Annotated in this window: 20 protein-coding genes and 1 tRNA gene; 13 read left to right on the forward strand and 8 right to left on the reverse strand. The window is 71.9% G+C overall.

All coding sequences use genetic code 11. The annotated features are described in order from the left end of the window. Positions 1 to 3: 3 nt before the first annotated feature. Genes yidD through rpmH form a run of 3 tightly spaced genes read right to left on the reverse strand, consistent with a single transcriptional unit; the run spans position 4 to position 895 of the window. On the reverse strand, positions 4 to 369 hold the full coding sequence (gene yidD / locus ACFYU0_RS12610; RefSeq protein WP_389300220.1) for a membrane protein insertion efficiency factor YidD: 366 nt from the start codon (positions 367 to 369) through the stop codon (positions 4 to 6). Then, positions 366 to 737: a ribonuclease P protein component gene (gene rnpA, locus ACFYU0_RS12615; RefSeq protein ID WP_351661771.1), complete on the reverse strand. Its 372-nt coding sequence runs from the start codon at positions 735 to 737 to the stop codon at positions 366 to 368. Before rnpA ends, yidD begins: the two co-directional genes overlap by 4 nt. Before the next feature lie 20 nt (positions 738 to 757). Beyond that, positions 758 to 895, reverse strand: coding sequence for a 50S ribosomal protein L34 (gene rpmH, locus ACFYU0_RS12620; RefSeq protein WP_005482975.1), 138 nt, complete (start codon positions 893 to 895; stop codon positions 758 to 760). 397 nt (positions 896 to 1,292) lie between these two features. Here rpmH and dnaA point away from each other — a divergent pair, with 397 nt between their 5' ends. The 10 genes from dnaA to ACFYU0_RS12670 all read left to right on the forward strand — a co-directional run bounded on the left by dnaA (position 1,293) and on the right by ACFYU0_RS12670 (position 15,331). Beyond that, a complete protein-coding gene (gene dnaA, locus ACFYU0_RS12625) occupies positions 1,293 to 3,302 on the forward strand; it encodes a chromosomal replication initiator protein DnaA (RefSeq protein WP_389300223.1) in 2,010 nt (669 codons plus the stop codon). A 1,098-nt stretch (positions 3,303 to 4,400) separates the two neighbouring features. Next, on the forward strand, positions 4,401 to 5,531 hold the full coding sequence (dnaN, locus tag ACFYU0_RS12630) for a DNA polymerase III subunit beta (protein WP_351661777.1): 1,131 nt from the start codon (positions 4,401 to 4,403) through the stop codon (positions 5,529 to 5,531). A 210-nt stretch (positions 5,532 to 5,741) separates the two neighbouring features. Beyond that, a complete protein-coding gene (gene gnd / locus ACFYU0_RS12635; protein ID WP_351661780.1) occupies positions 5,742 to 6,617 on the forward strand; it encodes a phosphogluconate dehydrogenase (NAD(+)-dependent, decarboxylating) in 876 nt (291 codons plus the stop codon). Between the two features lie 52 nt (positions 6,618 to 6,669). After that, a complete protein-coding gene (gene recF, locus ACFYU0_RS12640) occupies positions 6,670 to 7,791 on the forward strand; it encodes a DNA replication/repair protein RecF (RefSeq protein WP_389300226.1) in 1,122 nt (373 codons plus the stop codon). Further along, positions 7,788 to 8,321, forward strand: coding sequence for a DciA family protein (locus ACFYU0_RS12645; RefSeq protein WP_351661786.1), 534 nt, complete (start codon positions 7,788 to 7,790; stop codon positions 8,319 to 8,321). The genes recF and ACFYU0_RS12645 overlap by 4 nt, the downstream gene beginning before the upstream one ends. Positions 8,322 to 8,703: 382 nt before the next feature. Next, positions 8,704 to 10,785 (forward strand): DNA topoisomerase (ATP-hydrolyzing) subunit B, encoded by a 2,082-nt coding sequence (gene gyrB, locus ACFYU0_RS12650; protein WP_389300229.1) that lies wholly within the window; start codon positions 8,704 to 8,706, stop codon positions 10,783 to 10,785. A gap of 42 nt (positions 10,786 to 10,827) precedes the next feature. Then, positions 10,828 to 13,425, forward strand: coding sequence for a DNA gyrase subunit A (gyrA, locus tag ACFYU0_RS12655; RefSeq protein ID WP_389300232.1), 2,598 nt, complete (start codon positions 10,828 to 10,830; stop codon positions 13,423 to 13,425). Positions 13,426 to 13,443: 18 nt separating this feature from the next. After that, positions 13,444 to 14,175, forward strand: a complete 732-nt coding sequence (locus ACFYU0_RS12660; protein WP_389300235.1) for a DUF3566 domain-containing protein — start codon at positions 13,444 to 13,446, stop codon at positions 14,173 to 14,175. A 110-nt stretch (positions 14,176 to 14,285) separates the two neighbouring features. Then, a tRNA-Ile gene (locus tag ACFYU0_RS12665) sits at positions 14,286 to 14,359 on the forward strand. A 174-nt stretch (positions 14,360 to 14,533) separates the two neighbouring features. Continuing rightward, the gene (locus ACFYU0_RS12670; RefSeq protein WP_389300238.1) at positions 14,534 to 15,331 is read left to right on the forward strand and encodes a maleylpyruvate isomerase family mycothiol-dependent enzyme; all 798 of its coding nucleotides are present in this window, start codon (positions 14,534 to 14,536) and stop codon (positions 15,329 to 15,331) included. Positions 15,332 to 15,473: 142 nt separating this feature from the next. Here ACFYU0_RS12670 and ACFYU0_RS12675 read toward each other — a convergent pair whose 3' ends face one another. Continuing rightward, the gene (locus tag ACFYU0_RS12675) at positions 15,474 to 19,709 is read right to left on the reverse strand and encodes an AAA family ATPase (protein WP_389300241.1); all 4,236 of its coding nucleotides are present in this window, start codon (positions 19,707 to 19,709) and stop codon (positions 15,474 to 15,476) included. A 496-nt stretch (positions 19,710 to 20,205) separates the two neighbouring features. Between ACFYU0_RS12675 and ACFYU0_RS12680 the strand changes: the two genes are divergently transcribed. Further along, a complete protein-coding gene (locus ACFYU0_RS12680; RefSeq protein WP_389300244.1) occupies positions 20,206 to 20,394 on the forward strand; it encodes a ferredoxin in 189 nt (62 codons plus the stop codon). Between the two features lie 16 nt (positions 20,395 to 20,410). Here the strand turns inward: ACFYU0_RS12680 and ACFYU0_RS12685 are convergent, their stop codons facing one another. Next, positions 20,411 to 21,169: a glycosyltransferase family 2 protein gene (locus tag ACFYU0_RS12685; RefSeq protein WP_389300246.1), complete on the reverse strand. Its 759-nt coding sequence runs from the start codon at positions 21,167 to 21,169 to the stop codon at positions 20,411 to 20,413. Between the two features lie 251 nt (positions 21,170 to 21,420). Further along, positions 21,421 to 21,765 carry a DUF6344 domain-containing protein gene (locus tag ACFYU0_RS12690; RefSeq protein WP_351661810.1) on the reverse strand — a complete coding sequence of 115 codons (345 nt, stop codon included), beginning with the start codon at positions 21,763 to 21,765 and terminating at the stop codon, positions 21,421 to 21,423. A 349-nt stretch (positions 21,766 to 22,114) separates the two neighbouring features. Between ACFYU0_RS12690 and ACFYU0_RS12695 the strand changes: the two genes are divergently transcribed. Together ACFYU0_RS12695 and ACFYU0_RS12700 are read left to right on the forward strand one after the other, a co-directional pair. Then, positions 22,115 to 22,243, forward strand: coding sequence for a DLW-39 family protein (locus ACFYU0_RS12695; RefSeq protein ID WP_003999697.1), 129 nt, complete (start codon positions 22,115 to 22,117; stop codon positions 22,241 to 22,243). Between the two features lie 269 nt (positions 22,244 to 22,512). Then, entirely contained in the window at positions 22,513 to 23,868 is a 1,356-nt protein-coding gene (locus ACFYU0_RS12700) for a hypothetical protein (RefSeq protein WP_389300248.1), read from the forward strand. Here ACFYU0_RS12700 and ACFYU0_RS12705 read toward each other — a convergent pair. Both ACFYU0_RS12705 and ACFYU0_RS12710 read right to left on the reverse strand, forming a co-directional pair. Then, positions 23,832 to 25,355: a serine/threonine-protein kinase gene (locus tag ACFYU0_RS12705; protein ID WP_389300251.1), complete on the reverse strand. Its 1,524-nt coding sequence runs from the start codon at positions 25,353 to 25,355 to the stop codon at positions 23,832 to 23,834. The two genes, ACFYU0_RS12700 and ACFYU0_RS12705, sit on opposite strands and share 37 nt — an antisense overlap. A 141-nt stretch (positions 25,356 to 25,496) precedes the next feature. Next, entirely contained in the window at positions 25,497 to 26,045 is a 549-nt protein-coding gene (locus tag ACFYU0_RS12710) for a DNA-binding protein (protein ID WP_351661817.1), read from the reverse strand. Positions 26,046 to 26,218 lie beyond the last annotated feature (173 nt).

Below are 26,218 nucleotides of genomic sequence, written 5' to 3' on the forward strand. Positions count from 1 at the left end.
TAATCATGCTCCTTGGGCATGGGACGAAGTCTCTGCGGCCGGGCTCGAAGGAAGGTCGGATCGAGTCTTCTCCTCGGTGGCCGGTTCGGCGGCGGAGGTTCCGCCCTTGCGTGCGCGCCAAGCGTTGCGCAGCATTTCGTGCCACCGCGGGCGCTTGCGCGGCGGGACATGGTCCACGCCGCCCAGCGACCACGGATTGCACCGGAGGATGCGCCAGGCGGTGAGAGCCGTTCCCTTGATCGCACCGTGCCGGTCGATGGCCGTGTAGCCATAGTGGGAGCACGAGGGGTAGTACTTGCACACCGGCCCAAGGAGTGGACTGATCGTCCACTGGTACAGCTTGATCAGGGCCAGCAGTGGGTACTTCATCGCGCGCCCCCTCCCAGCAGCCGCTCGACGGCGGCGTCCAGGTCTCGGGCCAGCTGTGCGTGGTCTGCGTCGCCCGCTCCGGGCAGCGCTCGTACGACTACCAGGCTACCGGGGGCGAAAAGAGCGACTCGGTCACGCATCAGGTGGCGCAGTCTGCGCTTGACCTGATTGCGCACGACCGCGCCACCCACTGCCTTGCTCACGACGAAACCCGCACGCGTCGGGGGAGCGCTCTCCCCAGGCGCGTGCGGGTCCGTGGCACCGCTACGAAGGTGGACGACGAGGAGCGGGCGGCCGGCCCGGCGACCCCGTCGTACAGCGGTCGCGAAGTCCTCGCGCCGCCTCAGCCGATGCTCGGTAGGCAGCACGACGTCATGACCTGATCGAATCAGGCGGACAGGCTGGCGCGACCCTTGCTGCGGCGGTTCGCGAGAATCGCGCGGCCGGCACGGGTGCGCATCCGCAGGCGGAAGCCGTGGGTCTTCGCGCGACGACGGTTGTTCGGCTGGAAGGTGCGCTTGCTCACTCGGGGGCTCCAGAAAAGAATCGGTGGTGGCGGGGTGCCGTCCTGGCTGTCACCGTGCGCCCACGAGTAGCTCGCTTCACGCCCGAGTGCACCGCTTCCCGATCACCTGCTAGTGATCTGTGCCCATCGGAGGCAGGCGGCAGCAGCCATCGACAACTCGACCTGGTTACGGTACGCGGGGCCGCGCCATTCGGTCAAACCAGCAGCCAGGAGGGACACTGTCCACAGGCTGGGGACAACAACTTGAACCCTACCCGCCGCGCTGACTACCGTGGCTGGACTCCGATTCGTTCCTTTGTCCCCGCCCGAGCGGGATCGCCCCACCCGTCCACCCGATCTTCATCCCGAACCCGTCCCCGAACCACACGTTCGTGGGACCTGCGAGAGAGCGTGCCCTGTGGCTGACGTACCTGCCGATCTTGCCGCAGTGTGGCCACGAGTACTGGAGCAGCTCCTCGGCGAGGGTCGTGGCCAGGGCGTCGAGGTGAAGGACGAGCACTGGATCCGGCGCTGCCAGCCGCTCGCGCTGGTCGCGGACACCGCCCTGCTCGCGGTGCCGAACGAATTCGCGAAGGGCGTACTGGAGGGCCGTCTCGCGCCGGTCGTGAGCGAGACCCTCAGCCGCGAGTGCGGGCGCCCCATCCGCATCGCGATCACCGTCGACGACTCCGCGGGCGAACCGCCGGCCCCGCAGCCGTCCGCACCGCAGCCGCAGCCGCGCTACGAGGAGCCCGAGCTGCCCTCCGGACCGTACGAGGGCTACGGCCGCCACCGTGCCGCCGATCCGCAGCAGGGCGGCGAACCTCCGTCCCGCGGTGACCAGCTCCCCACCGCGCGGCCCGCCTACCCGTCCGAGTACCAGCGCCCCGAGCCCGGCGCCTGGCCGCGGCACGCACGGGACGAGTACGGCGGCTGGCAGCAGCCGCGGCTCGGCTTCCCCGAGCGCGACCCCTACGCCTCCTCGCAGGACTCGTACGGCGGTCCCTCCCAGGACAGCTACGGGCCGCCGGCGCAGGACTACCGCTCGCCGGGCCGGGAGCGCCAGGCCTACGAGCAGCAGCGCGGCGAGTACGACGGCCCCCGCTCCGACTACGACCGCCCGGAGTACGACTCCCGGCAGGACTACGAGCGCAAGGACCGCAAGGACTACGAGCGCCCGGAGCGGCAGGACTACGACCGCCCGGACTACGACGCGCCCCGCGCCGACTACGACCAGCGCGACCCGGTCCGCCGCGAGCTGCCCGACCAGCCGTCGGGCGCGGGTCCCGCGCGCCGCGGCGGCCCGGTCCGTCCGGACCTGCCGCCGGCCGGCAAGGGCGGCGCCCCCGGCCCGCTGGCCGCGCAGCCCGCGCCGGCGAGCGGCCCCGGCGAGCCCACCGCGCGCCTGAACCCCAAGTACCTCTTCGACACCTTCGTCATCGGCGCCTCCAACCGGTTCGCGCACGCGGCCGCGGTGGCCGTCGCCGAAGCGCCGGCGAAGGCGTACAACCCCCTGTTCATCTATGGCGAGTCGGGGCTCGGCAAGACGCATCTCCTGCACGCCATCGGTCACTACGCGCGCAGCCTCTACCCGGGCACGCGGGTGCGGTACGTCAGCTCCGAGGAGTTCACCAACGAGTTCATCAACTCCATCCGCGACGGCAAGGGCGACAGCTTCCGCAAGCGCTACCGCGAGATGGACATCCTGCTCGTCGACGACATCCAGTTCCTCGCGGACAAGGAGTCGACGCAGGAGGAGTTCTTCCACACCTTCAACACGCTCCACAACGCCAACAAGCAGATCGTGCTGTCCTCCGACCGGCCGCCCAAGCAGCTGGTCACGCTGGAGGACCGGCTGCGGAACCGTTTCGAGTGGGGTCTGATCACCGACGTCCAGCCGCCCGAGCTGGAGACGCGCATCGCGATCCTGCGCAAGAAGGCGGTCCAGGAGCAGCTCAACGCCCCGCCGGAGGTGCTGGAGTTCATCGCCTCCCGGATCTCACGCAACATCCGTGAGCTGGAGGGCGCGCTGATCCGGGTGACGGCGTTCGCGTCGCTCAACCGGCAGCCGGTGGACCTGGGTCTGACCGAGATCGTGCTGAAGGACCTGATCCCCGGCGGTGAGGACTCCGCCCCGGAGATCACGGCGCCGGCCATCATGGCGGCCACCGCCGACTACTTCGGTCTGACGGTGGAGGACCTGTGCGGCACCTCGCGGGGCCGTGCGCTGGTCACGGCCCGGCAGATCGCCATGTATCTGTGCCGTGAGCTGACCGACCTGTCGCTGCCGAAGATCGGCGCGCAGTTCGGCGGCCGCGACCACACGACGGTCATGCACGCCGACCGGAAGATCCGCGCGCTGATGGCCGAGCGGCGCTCGATCTACAACCAGGTGACCGAACTGACGAACCGGATCAAGAACGGCTGACCCAGCCGCAGGTCCGCACAGAAGACAAGAGGGCGCCCCCGGGAGGAGATCCCGGGGGCGCCCTGCTGTGCGTCCGGACCTGGAAGGCCTTGCGCTGTCGTCGCGGCCCGGGACGGCCCTTCGCTGTCGTCGTGACCGGGACGGCCCCGCGCTGTCGTCGCGGCCCGGGACGGCCCTTCGCTGTCGTCGTGACCGGGACGGCCCCGCGCTGTCGCCGGCATCCCGCGGCGGCGCTTCCACGACCGTCTGCCGACGTGTGGGCCGCCTCGATCGCCCCCGTTCACCGCCGTCGGCCGCCGTTGTCCGCGCTCGCGACCGTCCCTCCCCGGCCACCTGGTGTTCGAATACCCGCGTGGTTACGGCCGCTCTCCACAGATTCACCGACTTTCTTCCCTCCACATGCTGGGGACCGCGGAGTTGTCCCGAACCGCGTCCACAGGAACGCTGGGGAGATGACGTCCGTGCAGCTCAGCGGCCTGTGGAATCGTGGACGAAGGATCTCCACAGACTGTGGACGACCCGGAGATCCACAGGCTGTGCACGGAGTTGTCCACGGGTGGCCCACAGGCCGGCGGCGGTTGTCCCCAGCGATCACCGGCTTCTCCACATGGCTGTCCACTGTTCGGCAACGCCACGCGCCGGATCACCGCGTCGAGTGAAAGCCGTCACACGAGGCTGCCGGATTGGGGTGTGGGAAACGTGGGTAAACCTGGGGACGCAGCTGGGGAGAACTGCGCTCGGGCTGTGGGCGGTGTGTGCAGAACTTTCCGTTCTCCACAGAGACCCCTGGTTGTCCACCGCCTCCACCCACAGGGTCAGTGGACAAAATTCCGGCGCTGAGCTGGGAAAACGTGGTTATCCACGGTATCCACAGCCCCTACTACTACTCCCGACTAGAGAGAGCTGGGAATCCGTTTCGAAGCGGGGCCTGTGCACAACTCGCCGTCTCGAGCCCGGCTGCCCCTCGGAGCGACTTGACCCCGACCGGCACCTACTGTCAGTGCGGTGCGTCAGACTGGTCCCCGGTGTCCTTCCCGTCGCTGTGGGCGGTGACACCGAGTCGGAGGACTCAGTAGCAACAGCAGGAGGCGGCTTACGGTGAAGATCCGGGTGGAACGCGACGTACTCGCGGAGGCAGTGGCCTGGGCGGCACGCAGCCTCCCGGCCCGTCCGCCGGCGCCTGTCCTCGCCGGCCTGCTGCTGAAGGCCGAGGACGGCCAGCTGAGCCTGTCGAGCTTCGACTACGAGGTCTCCGCGAAGGTCAGCGTCGAGGCCGAGGTCGACGAGGACGGCACCGTCCTGGTCTCCGGCCGCCTGCTCGCCGACATCTCCCGCGCCCTCCCCAACCGGCCGGTGGAGATCTCCACAGACGGTGTACGGGCGACCGTGGTCTGCGGTTCCTCGCGGTTCACACTCCACACCCTGCCTGTGGAGGAGTACCCGGCGCTGCCGCAGATGCCGAACGCGACCGGCACCGTGCCCGGCGAGGTCTTCGCGGCCGCCGTGTCCCAGGTGGCCATCGCCGCCGGCCGCGACGACACGCTGCCCGTCCTCACCGGTGTGCGCATCGAGATCGAGGGCGACACCGTCACCCTGGCGTCCACCGACCGCTACCGCTTCGCGGTCCGCGAGTTCCTGTGGAAGCCGGAGAACCCGGACGTCTCCGCGGTCGCCCTGGTGCCCGCCAAGACGCTCCAGGACACCGCCAAGGCGCTCACCAGCGGCGACAGCGTCATCCTGGCGCTGTCCGGCTCGGGCGCCGGTGAGGGCCTGATCGGCTTCGAGGGCGCCGGCCGGCGGACGACGACCCGTCTCCTCGAGGGCGACCTGCCGAAGTACCGCACGCTGTTCCCGACGGAGTTCAACTCCGTCGCGGTGATCGAGACCGCCCCCTTCGTGGAGGCCGTCAAGCGCGTGGCCCTGGTCGCCGAGCGGAACACCCCGGTGCGGCTGAGCTTCGAGCAGGGCGTGCTGATCCTGGAGGCCGGTTCCAGCGACGACGCACAGGCTGTGGAAAGGGTCGACGCCCAGCTCGACGGCGACGACATCTCGATCGCCTTCAACCCCACGTTCCTGCTGGACGGCCTGAGCGCGATCGACTCCCCGGTGGCGCAGCTGTCGTTCACGACGTCCACCAAGCCGGCGCTGCTCAGCGGCAGGCCCGCGCTGGACGCGGAGGCGGACGACGCCTACAAGTACCTGATCATGCCGGTGCGGCTCAGCGGCTGAGGCCGTCCACAGCTGTGCACAGTCGTCGGGCGCCGTCGCGGCGCCCGACGGCGTGACCGGGCGACGAGCCCCGCAGCCGGATGGGATTCCGCAGGTCAGACCGTGCGTGTGAGCGCGTATGCCCACAACTGTGCACGCGCGTCCGGGTTTAGGCTCGGCTCGGCACTCCGGTGCCTGTCACGGCACACACCGACCTAAGGAACACAACTGATGGAGCTCGGTCTCGTCGGCCTCGGCAAGATGGGCGGCAACATGCGCGAGCGGATCCGCCGCGCGGGCCACACCGTCATCGGATACGACCGCAACGCGGACCTCGCGGACGTCCACAGCCTGGAAGAGCTTGTGGGCAAGCTCTCCGCTCCCCGCGTGGTCTGGGTGATGGTCCCGGCCGGCGAGCCCACCCAGAGCACGGTCGACCAGCTGGCCGAGCTGCTGGAGCCCGGTGATGTGGTCGTGGACGGCGGCAACTCCCGCTGGACGGACGACGAGAAGCACGCCGAGGAGCTGGCCGCCAAGGGCATAGGTTTCGTGGACTGCGGCGTGTCCGGCGGCGTCTGGGGCCTGGAGAACGGGTACGCGCTGATGTACGGCGGCGACGCCGAGAACGTCGCCAAGGTGCAGCCGGTCTTCGACGCGCTCAAGCCGGAGGGCGACTTCGGCTCGGTGCACGCCGGCAAGGTCGGCGCGGGCCACTTCGCGAAGATGGTCCACAACGGCATCGAGTACGCGATGATGCAGGCCTACGCCGAGGGCTGGGAGCTGCTGGAGAAGGTCGACTCCGTCACGGACGTGCGCGAGGTCTTCCGCTCCTGGCAGGAGGGCACCGTCATCCGCTCCTGGCTGCTCGACCTCGCGGTGAACGCGCTGGACGAGGACGAGCACCTCGACGGCCTGCGCGGTTACGCACAGGACTCCGGTGAGGGACGCTGGACGGTGGAGGCCGCCATCGACAACGCGGTGCCGCTCCCCGCGATCACCGCCTCGCTGTTCGCGCGGTTCGCCTCCCGGCAGGAGGACTCGCCGCAGATGAAGATGATCGCCGCGCTGCGCAACCAGTTCGGCGGCCACGCCGTAGAGAAGAAGTAATCCACAGGATCCCTCCGGGATCCACAACCCTGGGGGAGGTCGGCGGACGACCATGCACGTGACGCATCTTTCGCTGGCCGACTTCCGCTCGTACGCCCGGGTCGAGGTCCCGCTCGACCCGGGCGTCACCGCCTTCGTCGGCCCCAACGGGCAGGGCAAGACCAATCTCGTCGAGGCCGTCGGCTACCTCGCCACCCTCGGCAGCCACCGGGTCTCCTCGGACGCACCCCTGGTCCGCATGGGCGCCGAGCGCGCGTTCGTCCGGGCGCAGATCCGGCAGGGCGAGCGGCAGCAGCTGATCGAGCTGGAGCTGAACCCGGGCAAGGCCAACCGGGCCCGGATCAACCGTTCCTCGCAGGTCAGACCGAGGGACGTGCTGGGAATCGTGCGGACGGTGCTGTTCGCGCCGGAGGACCTCGCGCTGGTCAAGGGCGACCCCGGTGAGCGGCGCCGGTTCCTGGACGAGCTGATCACCGCGCGCTCTCCGCGCATGGCGGCGGTGCGCTCCGACTACGAGCGGGTGCTCAAGCAGCGCAACACCCTGCTGAAGTCCGCCGCTCTCGCGCGCCGGCACGGCGGACGCTCCATGGATCTGTCCACCCTGGACGTCTGGGACCAGCATCTGGCCCGCGCGGGCGCCGAGCTGCTCGCCCAGCGCCTGGACCTGATCGCCGCGCTGCAGCCGCTGGCGGACAAGGCGTACGAGCAACTGGCCCCCGGCGGCGGTCCGGTGGCGCTGGAGTACAAGCCGTCGGCGCCCGGTGAGGCCCACACGCGCGAGGACCTCCACGGTCAGCTGATGGCGGCCCTAGGAGAGGCGCGCAAGCAGGAGATCGAGCGGGGCGTGACCCTCGTGGGTCCCCACCGGGACGATCTGGTCCTCAAACTCGGTCAGCTGCCGGCCAAGGGGTACGCGTCGCACGGCGAGTCCTGGTCGTACGCGCTCGCGCTGCGGCTGGCCTCGTACGACCTGCTGCGCGCGGAGGGCAACGAGCCGGTGCTGGTGCTGGACGACGTCTTCGCCGAACTGGACGCCCGCCGCCGGGAGCGGCTGGCGGAGCTGGTCGCGCCCGGCGAGCAGGTGCTGGTCACCGCGGCTGTGGACGACGACGTACCGCATGTGCTGGCCGGAGCGCGGTACGCGGTGGCCGGCGGGACGGTGGAGCGCGTATGAGCACCGAGGAACCCACCCCGAAGAAGGACGAGCCGTCCGGTGTCGACCTCGCGCGCGTGGCGTTGCGCGCGGCGAAGGAGCAGGCACGCGCGCGGGGGGACGCGGCGCGGCAGAAGAAGCAGGCGCGGCGCGGCGGCGGGCTGCGCTCGGGCGCACGGGCCGACGGCCGTGACCCGATGGCGCTCGGCGCGGCGATCAACCGGCTGCTCACCGAGCGGGGCTGGGAGACGCCAGCCGCGGTGGGCGGCGTCATGGGCCGCTGGCCGCAGATCGTCGGCGAGGACCTGGCGAAGCACTGTGTGCCGCAGCGGTACGACGAGGACGAGCGGGTGCTGTCGGTGAGCTGCGACTCGACGGCCTGGGCGACCCAGCTCCGGCTGCTCGCGCCGACGCTGGTGGCCCGGCTCAACGAGGACCTCGGGCACGGCACGGTCCGGCTGATCAAGGTGAACGGTCCGGGCGGTCCTGCCCGGCGTTACGGGCCGCTGCGGGCCCCCGGGAGCACCGGGCCCGGCGACACCTATGGGTGACGTACCTCACGTCCCGATGCCTCCGCGCGGTGCCGTTCCGGCCCGTGCGGCAGGGCTGTGCACAGGTGTGGATCACGTGCTGACCCGCCAGTAGCCAAGGGTTGACGGCTCGAAGCGCTGAGTGCCGCTGTGAGCCCCTTGGAGCCCCCTTCCGTATATCGGTACCCGGCGGAGACCGGTTCAGGGCGGCACATGGGGACTCAGGTACCCGCAAACCCCCATCACTGTCGGCGCTACCGGTAGACTGGGAGACAATCCCGCCCCAGTCGTGGGGACGTCCGGGAAAAGCTGAGCAACGCTGATCAAGGCTTACCGACGCAACATGCCGCAGCCGCTCCGGTAACCCCTCTCCAAGGAGGGGGCCATCCCAGGAGCCTGGCTCGTGCTGTGCCAGAAAGGGCGCTTCGTGGCCGATTCCGGCAACCCCAACGAGAACATCCCGTCCACCGACGCCGGCGTCACCGGCGAGGCCGCGGCATCCGGCACGGTCTCCGCCTCCTACGACGCCAGCGCCATCACCGTGCTCGAAGGGCTGGACGCGGTCCGCAAGCGACCCGGCATGTACATCGGCTCGACCGGTGAGCGGGGCCTGCACCACCTGGTGTACGAGGTCGTCGACAACTCGGTCGACGAGGCGCTGGCCGGTCACGCGGACACCATCGACGTCACGATCCTCGCCGACGGCGGCGTGCGCGTCGTCGACAACGGGCGTGGCATCCCGGTGGGCATCGTGCCCTCCGAGGGGAAGCCGGCCCTGGAGGTCGTGCTGACCGTGCTGCACGCGGGCGGCAAGTTCGGCGGCGGCGGCTACGCGGTCTCCGGCGGTCTGCACGGCGTCGGCGTCTCCGTCGTGAACGCCCTGTCCTCCAAGGTCTCCGTCGAGGTCAGGACCGACGGCCACCGCTGGACGCAGGACTACAAGATGGGCGTCCCGACCGCCCCGCTGGCCAAGCACGAGGCCATCGAGCAGACCGGTACGTCGGTCACGTTCTGGGCCGACCCGGAGATCTTCGAGACCACCGAGTACTCCTTCGAGACGCTGTCGCGGCGTTTCCAGGAGATGGCGTTCCTCAACAAGGGCCTGACGCTCCGGCTCACCGACGAGCGCGAGTCGGCGAAGGCCACCAGCGGCGCGGACGAGGCGGGCGCGGACGAGAAGGCCGAGGTCAAGTCGGTCACGTACCACTACGAGGGCGGCATCGTCGACTTCGTGAAGTACCTCAACTCCCGCAAGGGCGACGTGGTGCACCCCACCGTCATCGACCTGGAGGCGGAGGACAAGGACAAGAGCCTGTCCCTCGAGGTCGCGATGCAGTGGAACAGCGGCTACAGCGAGGGCGTGTACTCCTTCGCGAACATCATCCACACGCACGAGGGCGGTACGCACGAGGAGGGCTTCCGGGCGGCCCTCACGAGCCTGATCAACAAGTACGCGCGTGACAAGAAGCTGCTGCGCGAGAAGGACGACAACCTCACCGGCGACGACATCCGCGAGGGTCTGACCGCGATCATCTCGGTCAAGCTGAGCGAGCCGCAGTTCGAGGGCCAGACGAAGACCAAGCTGGGCAACACGGAGGCGAAGACCTTCGTGCAGCGGGCGGTGTACGAGCACCTCAACGACTGGCTGGACCGCAACCCGGTCGAGGCCGCGGACATCATCCGCAAGGGCATCCAGGCGGCCACCGCGCGGGTCGCGGCCCGCAAGGCGCGCGACCTGACCCGGCGCAAGGGCCTGCTGGAGTCGGCTTCGCTGCCGGGCAAGCTGTCCGACTGCCAGTCGAACGACCCCACCAAGTGCGAGATCTTCATCGTCGAGGGCGACTCCGCCGGCGGCTCGGCCAAGTCGGGCCGCAACCCGCAGTACCAGGCGATCCTCCCGATCCGCGGCAAGATCCTCAACGTCGAGAAGGCCAGGATCGACAAGATCCTGCAGAACCAGGAGATCCAGGCGCTGATCTCCGCGTTCGGCACCGGCGTGCACGAGGACTTCGACATCGAGAAGCTCCGCTATCACAAGATCATCCTGATGGCGGACGCCGACGTCGACGGACAGCACATCAGCACCCTGCTGCTGACCTTCCTGTTCCGCTTCATGCGGCCGCTGGTCGAGGCCGGGCACGTGTACCTCTCCCGCCCTCCGCTGTACAAGATCAAGTGGGGCCGCGACGACATCGAGTACGCGTACTCGGACCGCGAGCGCGACGCGCTGATCGAGATGGGCCGCCAGCGCGGCAAGCGCGTCCGCGAGGACTCGATCCAGCGCTTCAAGGGCCTCGGCGAGATGAACGCCGAGGAGCTGCGCGTCACCACGATGGACCAGGAGCACCGCGTCCTCGGCCAGGTCACCCTGGACGACGCCGCCCAGGCCGACGATCTGTTCTCGGTCCTGATGGGCGAGGACGTCGAAGCCCGCCGCGCGTTCATCCAGCGCAACGCCAAGGACGTCCGCTTCCTCGACATCTGAGTCGGTCTCAGCTGACCGCACCAGGAAGGATCTTCACCAGCAATGGCCGACGAGAACACTCCGGAAATCCCTGAGACCGAGGGCGGCGAGCTCGCGATGCGCGTCGAGCCCGTCGGGCTCGAGACGGAGATGCAGCGCTCGTACCTGGACTACGCGATGTCCGTCATCGTGTCCCGTGCGCTGCCCGACGTCCGGGACGGTCTCAAGCCCGTCCACCGCCGCGTGCTGTACGCGATGTACGACGGCGGCTACCGCCCCGAGCGCGGCTTCTACAAGTGCGCCCGTGTCGTCGGCGACGTCATGGGCAACTACCACCCGCACGGCGACTCCTCGATCTACGACGCGCTGGTCCGCCTCGCGCAGCCGTGGTCGATGCGGATGCCGCTGGTGGACTCCAACGGCAACTTCGGCTCCCCGGGCAACGACCCGGCGGCGGCGATGCGCTACACCGAGTGCAAGATGGCGCCGCTGTCGATGGAGATGGTCCGCGACATCGACGAGGAGACCGTCGACTTCACGGACAACTACGACGGCCGCTCCCAGGAGCCGACCGTCCTGCCGGCGCGCTTCCCGAACCTGCTGATCAACGGCTCGGCCGGTATCGCGGTCGGCATGGCGACCAACATCCCGCCGCACAACCTGCGCGAGGTCGCGTCCGGCGCCCAGTGGTACCTGGAGAACCCGGAGGCCTCCCACGAGGAGCTGCTGGACGCGCTCATGGAGCGCATCAAGGGCCCGGACTTCCCGACCGGCGCCCTGGTGGTCGGCCGCAAGGGCATCGAGGAGGCGTACCGCACGGGCCGCGGCTCCATCACGATGCGCGCGGTGGTCGAGGTCGAGGAGATCCAGAACCGCCAGTGCCTGGTGGTGACCGAGCTGCCGTACCAGGTGAACCCGGACAACCTGGCGCAGAAGATCGCCGACCTGGTGAAGGACGCGAAGATCGGCGGCATCGCCGACGTCCGCGACGAGACCTCGTCCCGTACGGGCCAGCGCCTGGTCATCGTGCTGAAGCGGGACGCGGTCGCCAAGGTCGTCCTGAACAACCTGTACAAGCACACCGACCTGCAGACGAACTTCGGCGCCAACATGCTGGCGCTCGTCGACGGCGTGCCGCGCACCCTGTCCCTGGACGCGTTCATCCGCCACTGGGTGGCGCACCAGATCGAGGTCATCGTCCGCCGGACCCGGTTCCGGCTGCGCAAGGCCGAGGAGCGGGCGCACATCCTGCGCGGTCTGCTGAAGGCCCTGGACGCCATCGACGAGGTCATCGCGCTGATCCGGCGCAGCGACACCGTCGAGATCGCGCGCGGCGGCCTGATGGGCCTGCTGGAGATCGACGAGATCCAGGCCAACGCGATCCTCGAGATGCAGCTTCGGCGGCTGGCCGCCCTGGAGCGCCGGAAGATCGTCCAGGAGCACGACGAGCTCCAGGCGAAGATCAACGAGTACAACGAGATCCTCGCCTCGCCGGTCCGCCAGCGCGGGATCGTCAGCGAGGAGTTGGCCGCGATCGTCGAGAAGTACGGCGACGACCGGCAGACCAAGCTGATCCCGTACGAGGGCGACATGTCCATCGAGGACCTGATCGCCGAGGAGGACATCGTCGTCACCGTCACGCGTGGCGGCTACGTCAAGCGGACCAAGACGCACGACTACCGGGCGCAGAAGCGCGGCGGCAAGGGCGTGCGCGGCACGAAGCTGAAGGAAGACGACATCGTCGACCACTTCTTCGTCTCCACCACGCACCACTGGCTGCTGTTCTTCACGAACAAGGGCCGGGTGTACCGGGCGAAGGCGTACGAGCTGCCGGAGGCCGGCCGGGACGCGCGCGGGCAGCACGTGGCGAACCTGCTCGCCTTCCAGCCGGACGAGGCGATCGCCGAGATCCTCGCGATCCGCGACTACGAGGCGGCGCCGTACCTGGTCCTCGCCACGAAGTCGGGTCTGGTCAAGAAGACGCCTCTGAAGGATTACGATTCGCCCCGCGCCGGCGGTGTGATCGCGATCAATCTGCGCGAGCGGGAGGACGGAACCGACGACGAACTGATCGGTGCCGAACTCGTCTCCGCCGACGACGATCTGCTCCTGGTCAGCAAGAAGGCGCAGTCGATCAGGTTCACCGCCTCGGACGACACTTTGCGACCGATGGGCCGTGCCACCTCGGGCGTCAAGGGCATGAGTTTCCGTGAGGCGGACGAGCTTCTCTCGATGAATGTCGTTCGACCCGGTACGTTCGTGTTCACTGCTACGGACGGCGGGTACGCGAAGCGGACCGCCGTCGACGAGTACCGCGTCCAGGGTCGCGGCGGCCTCGGCATCAAGGCCGCCAAGATCGTGGAGGACCGCGGCTCGCTCGTCGGCGCGCTGATTGTCGAGGAGAGCGACGAGATCCTCGCCATCACCCTGTCCGGCGGTGTGATTCGTACGCGAGTCAGCGAGGTCAGGGAGACGGGCCGTGACACCATGGGCGTCCAACTGATCAACCTGGGCAAGCGCGATGCCGTCGTCGGCATCGCACGTAACGCCGAGGCGGGGCGCGAGGCGGAGGAGGTCGACGGCGAGGACGCCGCCGACGAGACCGCCGAGGCGTCCGCGCTCACCGGCACGGACGAGGGTGAGGCGCCCTCGGCCGAGTAGCACGAGGAGAGAGTCATCGTGAGCGGAGCCACGGGCGCCGGATCGGCCGGTACCCCCACGGGTACGGAAACGGGCGGCGGCCGTGGCTCCGCCGCGCACGGGGCGGGTGCGGCGGACCCGCACACGACCCAGCTGAGGGCGGTCAGGCCCGCGGCGAAGGACTCGCCCTCCACCGATACGCCGGCATCCCAGGGGGGAACCGTGACGGACACCCGAGGCTCGCAGACCCAGCCCGCCGAGGGCCAGTCCGCCTCCCCGCTCCCCGGTGAGCGGCGCTCCGAGCAGCAGTCCGGTCCTTACCACCCGCCGCAGGCGTACCCGGCGCAGACGCCCACCGGCGCCGTGCGCCGGCCGCGCACCGGCGCGCGGACCGCGCCGCGCACCCGCAAGGCGCGGCTGCGGGTGGCCAAGGCCGACCCGTGGTCGGTGATGAAGGTCAGCTTCCTGCTCTCCGTCGCGCTGGGCATCTGCACGGTCGTCGCCTCGGCGGTGCTGTGGATGGTCATGGACGCGATGGGCGTGTTCTCGACGGTCGGCGGCACGATCTCGGAGGCGACCGGCTCCAACGAGGCGAACGGCTTCGACCTGCAGTCCTTCCTCTCCCTGCCGCACGTGCTGACCTTCGCGTCGATCATCGCGGTCATCGACGTCATCCTCGCCACGGCGCTCGCCACGCTGGGCGCCTTCATCTACAACCTGTCCGCGGGCTTCGTGGGCGGCGTCGAACTGACGCTGGCCGAGGACGAGTGACCGGCTGCCGGCCTCGCCCGGCAGCCCCCTGACAACCGATTTTGGGACTGCCGCCCTCGTGCGCTAATCTTCAGGAGTCAGCGCGCGGGACACACACCGCAGAGCGCGGCGGGGCTATAGCTCAGTTGGTTAGAGCGCATCCCTGATAAGGATGAGGCCACAGGTTCAAATCCTGTTAGCCCCACATACGAGAAGACCCCCAGTCGACACCGGCTGGGGGTCTTCGGCGTCCATGACTGGCATCAGCCCATGAGCGGATGCTCCAGTGGCGCACGGTCCGTGCCCGGTGCCCCGCGCCCGCCGCCGCGGCCGGGAAAATCACTGTCCGATCGTCGGACCGCGGTGATAGAGAGTCCGTGTGACGACGAAACTCGCGTTCCCCGTTCTGTTGCGACTGATCGACGAACGGGCGAGCGCCTTCCGCGCCGCGGTCGCCTCCGCGCCCAGCCTCGACGTGCGGGTGCCGACCTGCCCCGAGTGGACGCTGTTCGATCTGGCGCAGCACATCGGCGAGGGGCGCCGCGACTGGGCCGCCACCGTCGCCGCAGGGCCGGCTCCGGCCAAGTCCGCGGCGGAGGGCGCCCCGGCCGCGCCTCGGGAGCGCGAGGCCCTGTCGGCCTGGCTGGCGGAGTCCACGGGTCAACTGCTGGACGCGCTGCGGGAGGCCGGCCCGGACCGCGGCTGCTGGACGTGGTGGGGCGCGTCCCAGTCGCCGCGGACCTGTGGCGCCGTCGCCCGGCACCAGCTCCAGCAGATGGCGGTGCACACCTACGACGCCCAGATCACCGTGGGCGCCCCGGAGCCGCTGCCGGAGGAGGTGGCACTCGACGGTGTCGAGGAGTTCCTGTTCACCTGCGTCGCGACGTCGAGTGCCTGGCCGCACAAGCCCACTGCCTTCGACTTCCACGCCACCGAGGGCCGCTCCTGGCGCCTCACGGTCGACGGCGACGGCGCACGCTCCGCCCGTGTCCCCGCGCCCGGCACGACGCCTGTCGCCGATGGCGGCGAGGGCCCGGACGCGGCCGGTGTCTCCGTGCACGGCACGGCCAGTGAGCTGGTGCTCTTCGTGTACGACCGCATCCCGGCGGACTCCCTGCGGATCGAGGGAGACGCAGGCCTGTTCGACCTGCTCCGCGCATGGGAGCCGGAGGAGTAGGACGGGCGCGGCACGCGGAAGGCCCGACCGCTGGCGACGGGGGATGCACCAGCGATCGGGCCATGGCCAAGGGTAACAAGGTTGGAGTGGTTGTGGGAGGCAACCGGCTTGTAGGGGCGGGGAGTTGGCCGATCTTGATCGGTCAGCGGCACGGGGGGTCGTAGGACAGGCGGGGCAGGTACTCGTGCCATTTCCGCTCGGTCAGCACGCCCCGGGTGACGGCGCAGATGTGCCGGATGGCCGCGTCGGCGTCCAGCCGCCACAGCCGGACCGTGTCCGCGCCGCTGGACACCCCGAGCACACGGCTGTTGGGGCTGAACGCCAGGAAGTTGCCGGTCTTGGCGTAGGGGCTCATCGACTGGCCGATGGCGCTGGCCGACGAGGGCCGGGCGACGTTCCACAGCCGCACGGTGTTGTCGTTGCCGCCGCTCGCCAGGATGTGGCCGGATTCGCCGAACGTCAGCGACGTGACCGCCTCGGTGTGTCCGGTGAGCGGCCGCCCCGGCTCGGTCGCCGCACGGGGGTCTGCCACGTCCCAGAGCCGGACCGTGTCGTCGTCGCCGCCGCTGGCCAGGGTGTGCCCGTCGGGGCTGTAGGCGAGCGTGTTGACGGGGCCGGAGTGCCCGGTGAGCGGCTTGCCGAGCGGTGCGGCACGGGCGGGGTCGGTGACGTTCCACAGCCGGACGGTGCTGTCCGCGCTGCCGCTGGCCAGGGTGTGCCCGTCGGGGCTGAAGGCGAGCGCGTTGACGAAGCCCCGGTGCCCGGTGAGGGGCTTGCCGAGCGGTGCGGCACGGGCGGGGTCGGTGACGTTCCACAGCCGGATGGTGCGGTCGTCGTAGGCGGTGGCCAGGGTGCGCCCGTCGGGACTGTAGGCCAGCGCGTCCGGGCCCATGAACCGGGTCCGCAGGCGCAGCGGCGGCCCGGCGGAGACCGGGCGGGCGGGGTCGGCGACGTTCCACAGGCGCACCGTCCGGGTCCCGGTCAGCACCGCGAGCGTGCGGCCGTCCGGCGAGAACACCAGGGACCGCTGGTCGCCGCTCGTCCGCATGAAGGGCCGGCCCAGGGGCACGGGCCGGCCGGGGGCGGTCACGTCCCACAGCCGGATCGCGCCGTCGCGCGCGGCCGTGGCGAGCACCTTCCCGTCCGGGCGGAACGCCCCGCCGCGACCGGTCATGTCCGACGTCGGCACCGACCACAGGCGGGCCTTGCCGTCACCGTTGCCGGTGGCGAGGGTCCGGCCGTCCGGACTGAACCCCAGGGCGTACATCTCGCCGCTGCCGCCCGCCAGCGGCTCGCCGACCTGGGACGCCGACGCCGGGTCGCCGACGTTCCACAGGCTCGCCGTGCTGTCCGCGCTGGCCGCGGCGAGCCGGTTGCCGTCGGGACTGAAGGAGACGGACCAGACGGGGCCCGTGTGACCGGTGAGCGGTGAGCCGGCCGGCGCCGCGCGCGCGGGGTCGGCGACGTTCCACAGCCGGATGGTGTCGTCCGCGCTGCCGCTGGCCAGAGTGCGTCCGTCGGGGCTGAACGCCACCGAGTGCACGAGGTCCGTGTGGCCGGTGAGCACCCTGGGCAGCGGGCGCGGGTGCCGCGGGTCGGCCGTGTTCCACAGCCTGACCGTGCCGTCGTCGCCGCCGGCCGCGAGGGTGCGTCCGTCGGGGCTGAACGCCACGCAGCGCACCGCGGCCGTGTGCCCGCCCAACGCGCCGAGCGGTTCGGGCCGGCGAGGTTCGGAGACGTTCCACAGGCGTACGGTGCGGTCCTCGCCGGCGGCGGCCAGGGTGCGTCCGTCGGGGCTGAAGGCGACCAGGTAGATCGTGCCCTGACGGCCGGGGAGGGGTTCGCCCAGCGGGGCCGGGCGGGCGGGGTCGGTGACGTCCCAGAGCCTGATCGTTCCGTCGTCCCCGGCGCTGGCGAGGGTGTGGCCGTCCGGGCTGAAGACCGCGCTGCTGACCCAGCTCGTGTGCCCGGTGAGGGGCTTGCCCAGCGGCTTCGGGCGGCCCCGGTCCGCCACGTTCCACAGGCGGACCGTCCGGTCGTAGCCGGCCGTGGCGAGGAGGTCGCCGTCGGGGCTGAACGAGGTGAGGTAGACGGCGCCGTGGTGGCCGAGGAGCGGGGTGGCGAGGGGGGCGTTCACGATCGAGATCAGCCTGCTGTACGTCCCCTCGTCGTCCGGCCGCAGGTCGTGGGCGACCAGGTCCAGCTGGGCGGCCAGCGACGGATCGGTGTGCTGGACCCGGTCCGCCTCCGCGATCACCTGCTCGAACACGGCGTCGTCCCGCTGCTGCCAGGCCACCACCGCCGAACCGGCCGCCAGCACGGCGAGCACGACCAAGGCCGCCACCGCGGCGCGGCTGATCAGGACGGTGCGCCTGCGCAGCCGGACCGAGGCGGCCAGGAACTGCACCGCGCCGCGGGTCAGGTAGGTGTCCCCGGCCGACTTGGCCCAGCCGCGGGCCTGTTCCAGGCGGGAGCCCCGGTAGAGCAGTGCGCTGTCCCGGTCCGAGGCCTCCCAGGCGCGGCCGTCCTCCTCCAGCCGCTGGCGCAGCAGATGGTCGCCCCGGTCCTCGTCGATCCAGTGGCGCAGCCGCGGCCAGGCGTGCAGCAGCGCCTCGTGGGTGATCTCCACGGTCTCCGCGTCCAGCGTGACCAGCCGGGCGCGCACCAGCGCCTCGAGGGACTCCTCCGTCTTGCCGGGGTCGGCCGACTCCTGCGCCAACTGGCGCCGGGTGCCGCGCCGGCGGGTGGCCTGGGTGTCCTCGCCCAGCCGGACCAGGCGCAGCAGCAGCAGCCGGGCCGCGGTGCGGGCGGCCGGGTCGAGGCTGGTCCAGGCGCGCTCGGCGGTCGCCGCCACCGCGCCCTGGATGCCGCCCGCCGCGCGGTAGCCGGCCAGGGTCAGCCGGCCCGCCTTGCGGCGCTGCCAGGTGGCGAGCAGGGCGTGCGAGAGGAGCGGGAGCACTCCGGCGTCGTGCGCTCCGCGCGGGCCGTCCGCACTCACCTCCCGCACGATCAGCTCCGCGAGCCCCGGTTCCAGCTCCAGGCCCACCGCCTTGGCGGGCCCGGTCACCGCCTCGCGCAGTTCCGCCGTGGTGAGCGGCCCGAGCACCATGTGCCGGTGCTGCAGCGCATCGGCCAACTCGGGGTGGCCGAGGCACTGCTCGTAGAAGTCGGCCCGGACGCCGAGGACCACGAGGGCGGGGGCGGCCCCGGGCGGGTCCGCGGGCGGGGTGCAGGCGGCGTGCAGTAACCGGACGAGCGCGCGGCGGTCGGCCTCGTCGGGGCAGAGGGTGAAGGTCTCCTCGAACTGGTCGACGATGATCACCGCTCGCGGCCGCGCGGCGGGGGCGGGCGGGTGCGGGGAGGGGGCGCCGGTGGCGTCGTCCGGGGTGCGGAGCGGGGCGCCGGACTGGTGCGGGATGGGGAGCGTGCCCTCGGCGCCGCCCCGGTCCGCCCGCGCGGCGGCCGTGTCGGGCCCGGGCACCCGGGTGTCCGGCGAGCCGGCCCCTGTCGGCGACGCTTCGTCGGCCTCCTCGTCCGGGCCGGAGGTCTCCCGGCGCGCCCACGCCGTGACCGCCGCGCGCACCGCGCGGGTGAAGCGCGGGGCGCCGGTGGCCGGTGCGGCCGGCCGGCCGGCCGTCTCGGTCTCGGCGGCGCGCGCGTCGGCGGCGAGGGCGGCCAGTTCCGGGATCCGGCGGCTCAGCTCGCCCAGCGGATCGGCGCCCGGCACCAGCTGGAGCACGGCCGGCGGCGGGCCGCCTGCGTCGCCGAGCGCGCCGTCCCGTACCGCGGGCACCAGGCCGGCGTTCAGCAGGGACGACTTCCCGGCGCCCGAGGCGCCGACGATCATGATCAGTCCGCCGGTGCGCTCCGCGGCGCGCAGCTGGGCCACGAGGGCCTCGGTGCTCCGCTCCCGCCCGAAGAACCACCGGGCGTCCTCCTGGCGGTAGGGAGCCAGGCCCCGGTACGGGCACACACCGCCGGCGACGGGCGGCGCCTGGGCCGGCGGCCGCCGGTTCTCCTGGGCGGGCACCGCGGGGCGGTCGCCGGCCGGGTCGGCCAGCGCGCGCTCCCACAGGCGCTGCCACTGCGACAGGTCGTACAGCCCGCTGGAGACCGGGACCGGCCGGGCGCGGCGGGCCTCCGGGATGAGGATCTGCAGGACGGCCGCGAGGGCGGCGAACTGGGCCGGTACGTTCTTGGCGCGCCGCCAGTCGCTGATCCGCTGGGCGGACACCCGCACCGGCCGTCCGCGCTCGTCCACCCGCTGCAGCCGTACGACCGCCTCGGACACGCTCTTCAGGGGTGGATTGCCGGCCTCCTTGTACAGCAGCGCGAGCCGCTCGGCGAAGGCCGTGCGTGTCCCTGAGTCGGAACTCAAGGTCCCACCCCTTACTCCCCCCGCTTCAGGACGTCCGGACCGGAAAACTCACCCTATACGGCTGACCTGCGGCTAAGCCCTGGACCGGATGCCGGGACCTCCTCGTTCGGGGCCGTAAATGGCAGGATCACGACGCGGTAGCGGAACCGTCACACTCGGTCCGGACAGGCCACCGGCCCGGGTACCCGGGCGGGCGGCCCGGGGCGCCGAACGTATCCGGCCAATGTGCCCGCCGGGCGCGGTGGACGTCGACAAGCCCGAGCGCCTCGAGGTCCCGGACGCCTGGCCCCCGCGCCGATACGCCGACACGGCGCGGGCGACGCCACCCGATCCGTCCGGTAGCGGTCCCCACGAGGGGAGGGACCGGTGCCGGACGGACCGGGTACGGGCCGGCGGTTCACCGGGCGGCCGAACCGGGCAGTCACGTCCTGGCAGTCCGTCACCGACCGCCGGCCGGCCCGCGAGGGCGCCGGGGTCCCGCAAGGCTGGAGGACGCATGAAGGTCTCCGTGGACCGTGCCGTGTGCTACGGCTCCGCCGAGTGCGCGCACCGTGCCCCGTCCGTGTTCGCGTTCGAGGACGGGTACGGCGTGGTCGTCCCCGGCCGGGAGGACGCCGGGGACGACCCGTCGGTGCGCGAGGCCGCCGAGAGGTGCCCCTCGCAGGCCGTCGTGCTCACCGAATGACGCGGACGGCCGCGGCTCACCGGCCGGCCGGACAGGCCCAGCCGAGGTCCGCGAGGGCACGTGCCCGGGCCTCCACCACCGCCATGCGGGCGTCCCGCTCGTCCGGGTCGGTGTGCGCGGCCTGACCGGTCACCTGTCCCTCCCACTTCCGGTACAGCAGTCCGGCCTCCCCGTTGAACCAGCCGCGGCTGACCGCGTTCAGCGCCAGCAGCAGGCCGGTGTCCTCGGAGGCGGGCAGGGCCATCCAGCCGCCCAGGGCCGTCAGCAGGTCCCGGCGGACGCAGAGCGACGCCGGATGGACCTGCGCGCGGTACCCGTGCTCCTTCCAGAAGCGCAGGACGGCGCCGCGTTCGACGGGGCCGTCGTCCGGGTCGCCGGGGAAACCGGCCGTGGAGCCGTCGGGAAGCAGGTCGAGCGTCCGCGAGGTGGTCCAGCCGATCGTGCGGTCGGCCTCCAGGACGGCCAGGTCACGGGCGAGCGCGCCGGGCGTGAGCCGGTCGTCGGCGTCCAGGACCTTCACGTACGCGCCGTCCGCGCGGGCCAGCGCGATGGTGCGGGCGACGCCCGGGCCGCCCGGCCGGCCCTGCCGGAAACTCACCCGCGCGTCGTCCGGCACGTACGGGCGCACCTCGTCGGTCCGGCCGTCCTCCTGGATCAGCCACTGCCAGTCCCAGCCGTCCGGGAGCCGCTGCTCGCACAGGGATCTGTGGGCGTCCGGCAGGAAGCGGGCGGACGGGGCGTGGACAGCGGTGACAACGGTGACGCGCCGGGGCACGGCGGCATCCACCACCTTTCCGGGCACGTGGTGAGGAGCGGTTCCGTACGGCCGCCGGGCCGCGCGAGGCGCGAGGCCCTGGGCATCCGCCCAGGCTACGGCGCTGGGTCGGACGTGACGACCCGGTGCCGAACGCCCCCGGACAGCGCGAGACCCCCGGCCGATCCCGGCCGGGGGTCTGTCCGTGTCGACTGATGCGTACGCAAGTCGCCCTGGTGTCGAAACGTTGCGTTCTCAGTACTGCGGGGGATTCAGCAGTTCAGCGGGTCCGCGGACTGGAGGTCGGGCTCGGTCTCGGCTTCCGTCTCGGTGAGGGGGCTGTGCCGGCAGCTCGGGGACTTTCCGTGGGCCTCGGCCCGGATGCGCTGCTTCATCGTGGGGGGCAGGGCCCTGGCATGGGGCCGGGTCCAGAGATTCGCCATGGGGCTCGTCGGGACGGTCCGCTGCGCCACGCGGTCCTGCGGCGCCTCGGTCCGGGGTGCGGCCGCCGCGGCGGTGGCGGTGGTCGCGGTGACGAGTCCGAGCGCCGTGCACAGCGCGAGGAATGCGGTGACGATGGCGGTCCACAGCTGCACGACCTTGTTGTTCCCGGTCATGGCCCCTCACTTTCGGGTTGGGCGATTTGCGTACTTTCCTCATGATGTGTATGAGCGTCGCGAAGTGGTGGACCTGGAGCCGTGGCGCGTCGATGTTCCGATCAACACCACTCGGATGGACGTAAGAGACCCGGAAATCTCCAGAAACCGGTCGAGGTCGAGCGAAACGCGGGGAAAGTGACGGCCCGTGCGGGTGTGATCACCCTGCGGCGACGGCGGCGCCGGTCCGGCCTATCGCGCTCCCGGGGGGCGGGAGTTGAGGCCCGGCGCAGGTCACCGATCGATATCGGCCGGTGTGTATAGTCGGGCGCCAGAGGTCCCCTACGTCAAGGAAAGACGAGGTCGCGCGGTGAAGAAGCTGCTCCTGGTCGCACTGGCCGCCATCGGCGGGCTCCTCGTGTACCGCCAGATCCAGGCGGATCGCGCCGAGCAGGACCTGTGGACGGAGGCGACCGACTCCGTGCCCACGGGTTCCTGAGTACCGATTCGGAATCTGATCAGACCCCGGCCGCTTTCGCGGTCGGGGTTTTGTGTTGCCCGGTCCTCTTGTCCGATTGTCCTGTGGTCCTAGGTTCGTGTTGCCGGTTCGCGCGAGGTGGTGTAGGCGTCGCCGGGCCGCCCGAGGGACGAGGCTTCCCCGGTACCGGTGATTCGGACGGCCGTACGGAATCCCCGGATGGCGCAGGGGCGCTCGGGGCAGGATGGGCCACGGCCGGATGCGCGGCGCGGAACGTGAAGGAGCGGCACGTGCGGGGGCGAGGGCGTAGGACGCGGTGGCGGCGGGGCGACGGACGGCCCACGGGCGCCGCCGCCCGGGCGGGCGCCGTGGCGGCCGCGCTGTGCGCCGCGGCCGCGCTGCCCGGCGGTTTCACGGCGACGGCCGGAACCCGGGACGCGTACGCCTTCGACCCGGCCGGCCGGTCCGTCACGGGCGCCACCGGCACCGCCGGCGCGCCGCGTCTGGAGCCGGGCCGCGCCTACCGCGACTCCCTCCCGGTGCGCGGCTCGCTCACCTACCGCCTCGACCTCACCGCGGCCGAGTCCGCGTACGCCCCGGTCACCGCCGTGCCCCCGGCGGGCACCACCGGCAACGCCACCGACGGCATCCGCGTGTCCCTGGAGGACGCGCGCGGCACCCGCTGCTCCACCGCCTCGGCGCTGTTCGGCGCGGGCCTCAGCGCCCGCCCGGTGACCGCCCTGGGGCAGCGGCAGACCGGGCGCTCCCTGTGCCAGGGAGCCGGGGCCTACTACCTGCGCGTGGAGCGCCTGAGCACCGGCGGCTCCGCGAGCGGTACGGCGTCCCCGGCGCCGCGCTGGGACCTGGAGATCGCACCCGTCACCGAACCGGGCCTCGCCGCCACCGGACCCACCACCGCGCCCCCGGCCCAGGACTCCGCCTCTCCCGGGCCGCTCGCCGGGAACCCTCAAGAACGCACCGGCGGCGCCGGATTCACCACCGCCCGCCCCCTGGGCCAGGGGGTCTGGCGGACCGGCATCACACCCGGGAGCACCCTCTTCTACAAGGTCCCGGTCGACTGGGGCCGCCGGATGCACGCCGTCGCCGAACTCGACGCCGCCACGAGCGGCCACGGCTACGTCGGCGGCGCCCTGAACCTCTCGCTGTACAGCCCCGTGCGCGGTTACGTCGACGGCGCCTCCCTCGGCTACACCGGCACCCGCAGGACCGCGGCCCTCGATCCGCTGCCGCCTGTGGAGTACGCCAACCGGTACGCCGTCCTCACCGGGGAGAACGCGGTGCGCTTCGCCGGCGACTACTACCTCGTGCTGCACCTCAGCGAGAAGATGGCCGACACCTTCGGAACGGGCCCGTTCCACGTGACACTGCGGGTGCGGGTCGACGGGCGGGCGCACGCCGGGCCGCGGTACGCCGGGCGCCCGGAGCCGGGGGACGTCTTCACGGTCACGGAGCGGGACCGGCGGGCCGCGGCGTCCGGGGAGACCGGGGGAGGCGGCGTCGCGATGAAGGCCCTGGCGGCCGGCGGCATCGGCACCGGGACCGCGCTGCTGCTGGTGCTCGGCGGGTGGACCGTGGCGGCCCGGCGGGCTCAGACGCGGCTCAGCGCCCAGAAGCCGACGGCGTAGCAGGCCAGCGCCAGCAGCAGGATCGGGATCGCCGCCTTCGCCGGGGGCCCGGGGCGGCGGGCCGCCCGGCGGGCCCGGCGGCCGCGCCCGGCTCGGGCGTTGCCGACAGGCACGGGCGTGGGACCGGTCGCTGCGGCGGGCGGGGGGACGCGGGGGTCCTGGGCGGTGTACGACGCCGTGGAGGCGTCCGTGCGCGGCCGCTCCCATGGCGCCGGCGGCGCGGAGGCCGCCGCCGCGTGAGCCGCCGGGGCCACCGGGGGTTCCGGGGGTTCCGGAGTGGGGGGCCGGCCGGAGGGGAAGCCGGGGGAGGGCGGCGGGCGGTGTGCCGGGAGGCGCGGGGCGCGGGGCTCCGTGACCGGGGTCGGCGCGTGCCCGGCCGCGTTCCCGTCGTTCCACGGCGGCGGAGAAACCGCCTGCTCCGCGTGCCGGGCGTACGGCTGCGGGCTGGGGGTCGGCTGCGGGGGCGGAAGGTGGAAGCTCCCGGTGTCCGACATCGAGCCGGTGCCGGAGTGCTCCGCCCCGGTGCTCCCCGTACCGCCGCGCCCGGCACCACGGCCGGTGTCCGTGGCCGGCGACGGCTGCCGTGCCCGCACTCCGGAGGCGGTGCGCAGCGGCCCCTCGGGTCCGAACCCGGGCGGCAGCGGACCGAGTTGATCGAAGATCTCGATCAACTCGTCGTCCGGGCCGGGCTCCGGGAGGAGTTCGGCGGCGGAGGCGAGCGCCTTGCGCGCCCCCGTGGCGGTGCGGAAGCGGGCCGCCGGATCGGGCTGGAGCAACGTGGCGACGACCTGCCAGAGCGGCTCCGGAACTCCCCTGGGCGCGCCGGGCGTTCCGTGTTCCGCGAAGTACTGCACCAGCGCCTTGGCGTCCGGCTTGGCGCCCTCGAGCAGATACAGGGCGACCAGACCCACCGCGAACAGGTCGGCCGGGAAGTCCGGTTCGGAGCCCAGCAGTTGCTCGGGCGCGAGATAACCCGGCGTCCCCACCACGAGGTTGGTCTCCGTGAGGCGGGGCTCGCCGAACCGCATGGCGATACCGAAGTCGGACAGCCGCAGCCGCGGCCGGCCGGTGCCGGTGGCCTCGAGCAGCACGTTGGCGGGCTTGATGTCGCGGTGCACGACACCCTCCGCGTGCACCGCGGCCAGCCCGGACAGAAGCTGGTCCAGCAGGACGCACACGAAGCCCGGCGGCAGCGGGCCGTAGTCACCGACGAGGTGGACCAGCGAGCCGCCCCCGACCAGGTCCATGGTGAACAGCACCTTGTCGTCGTCGGCCGCCCAGCTGGCCGGGGCGAGGACATGGGGATGATCGATGCGCAGCGCCTGCTCGCGCACGAAGCGCAGCAGTGAGTGGGCGTCGCTCTGCTGGAGCACCTTGGCGGCGACGTAGCGCCGGCGGCGGTGGTCCCAGGCGCGCCATACGGCGCCCACACCGCCGCGCCCGATCGGATCGGCCAGTTCGTACCGGCCGGCGAAGACCTCACCCATGACAGTCCGCCGCTCCTCCCCCCGGCCCCCTCGACGAGGGACACGCCCTCGGCCCCCACCGGGAAACGGTCATTTCCCGCACCCCCCTGCGCCACACCCGTGGCCCGGTCCCGGACCCCCTCCGAGGACCGGGCCGTGGGATCAGTTCTGGTGGGACTGGTAGTGCGCGACCGCGTCGGAGGTACGGCCGGCCCCGTAGACCCGGAGGAACTCTGCCAGCTCGGGGTGGGTTCGGGCGAGGCTGTCGGCGGCCTCGATTATGTCGCCGGCGGCGGCCACCGAGCGCAGCAGCGACTGGATCTCGCGCACCACGCGCTTGACCGTCGGCGCGCCGGAACTGTTGGTCGTATGCGTGGTGTTGCTCAGCACCGAGCCCCCCTGGGACTTCTTGATCTCGTCCATCCGGTCGGTCGCCTCGGCCGCGCTGACGCTGCCGTCCGCGACCTGGGCCGCCAGCTCCTGCAGCAGCTGCACCCGCTGGACCACGGCGGGATTGCCGATCTTGGCGCGCTGGCCGCTCATCAGCTGCGACAGCATCGGAGCCGACAGCCCGAGCACCGCCGCGAGCCGGGCCTGGTTGAGCCCGAGATCGTCGATGAGCTTACGGAAGAGCGCCCCCAACGGCTCTCCGTACCAGTTCCGCTGCAGCTCCCGCGCTCTCGCGGTGGCTTCCTGCTGTGCGGCGTCCATTGCGTCTCCCCATCGCTTCCCCTGAAACCGTGGTTCGCTGTAGCGAACCACGTCGAGCATCTTACGGAGAGTGGTCATTCGCCGGGACCCCCAATCTTTTTGCGGGATACGGGGGGTGACCCGGTACTCTGGTGCCCGGCGCCCGCCCGGGACGAGGTTCCTCCGGCCGGACG

This window comes from Streptomyces sp. NPDC003720, from assembly GCF_042875075.1.
Classification (GTDB): Bacteria; Actinomycetota; Actinomycetes; order Streptomycetales; family Streptomycetaceae; genus Streptomyces.